A 993-nucleotide genomic window follows, 5' to 3' on the forward strand; every position below is an offset into this window, starting at 1 on the left:
GCTCAAGCAGGACTACACCATCGTCATCGTCACCCACAACATGCAGCAGGCGGCGCGGGTGAGTGATCAGACGGCGTTCTTCAACCTGGAGGCCGTCGGGAAGCCCGGCCGGTTGGTCGAGATCGACGGCACCGAGAAGATCTTCTCTAATCCGAGACTTAAGGAAACCGAGGACTACATCTCGGGTCGCTTTGGCTGACTTATTACCGGATTCGGCTACCGTGTGGTTGCCACGCCGACTGCCGAAGGAGCGCCGTTGAGGATCAACCGATTCGGTATCGTCTCGAGCCTACTGGCGGCCGTACTGCTGACGGTCGTGGCTTGCGGTGGTGGCGGATCGTCGTCGGTCTCGGGCGCGGGCTCGTCAGCGGTGCAGTGCGGCGGCAAGCAGAGGCTGACCGCGAGCGGGTCGACGGCCCAGGCGCACGCCATCGAACAGTTCGTCTACGCCTACATCCGGGCTTGCCCCGACTACACCCTGAACTACCGGGCCAACGGCTCTGGCACCGGCATCGCCGAATTCTCCAGTGGGCAAACGGAATTAGCCGGTTCCGACTCTCCTCTCGATCCGTCGAACGGTGAGCCGCAGCGGGTGGCCGCGCGGTGCGGCTCAACGCCTTGGCACCTGCCTACGGTCTTCGGTCCGATTGCCGTGACCTACAACATCGGCGGCGTCAATGAACTCGACCTCGATGGGCCCACGTTGGCCAAGATCTTCAACGGCACCATCACCAAGTGGGATGACCCCGCGGTGAAAGCTCTCAACAAGGACGCGGCATTGCCTGCCGAGCCCATCCACGTGGTGTACCGCAGCGACGACTCCGGAACCACCGACAACTTCCAGAAGTACCTCGACGTCGCCTCCGACGGCTCCTGGGGCCGCGGCGTGGGCAAGACCTTCAACGGAGGTACCGGGGTCGGAGCCGCCGGCAACGACGGCACCTCGGCGATGCTGCGCACCACCGAGGGGGCGATCACCTACAACGAGTGGTC

1 protein-coding gene and 1 pseudogene are annotated in these 993 nt (G+C 64.0%); both read left to right on the forward strand.

The window, feature by feature from the left end; all coding sequences use genetic code 11:
• A pseudogene (pstB, locus tag LI94_RS21275) lies at positions 1–199 on the forward strand (phosphate ABC transporter ATP-binding protein); the annotation flags it as partial.
• Between the two features lie 57 nt (positions 200–256).
• The coding region (gene pstS / locus LI94_RS21280; protein WP_046302491.1) for a phosphate ABC transporter substrate-binding protein PstS at positions 257–993 on the forward strand (737 nt) is incomplete at its 3' end.

The sequence above is a fragment of the Mycobacterium sp. UM_Kg27 genome (assembly GCF_000972905.1).
Classification (GTDB): Bacteria; Actinomycetota; Actinomycetes; order Mycobacteriales; family Mycobacteriaceae; genus Mycobacterium.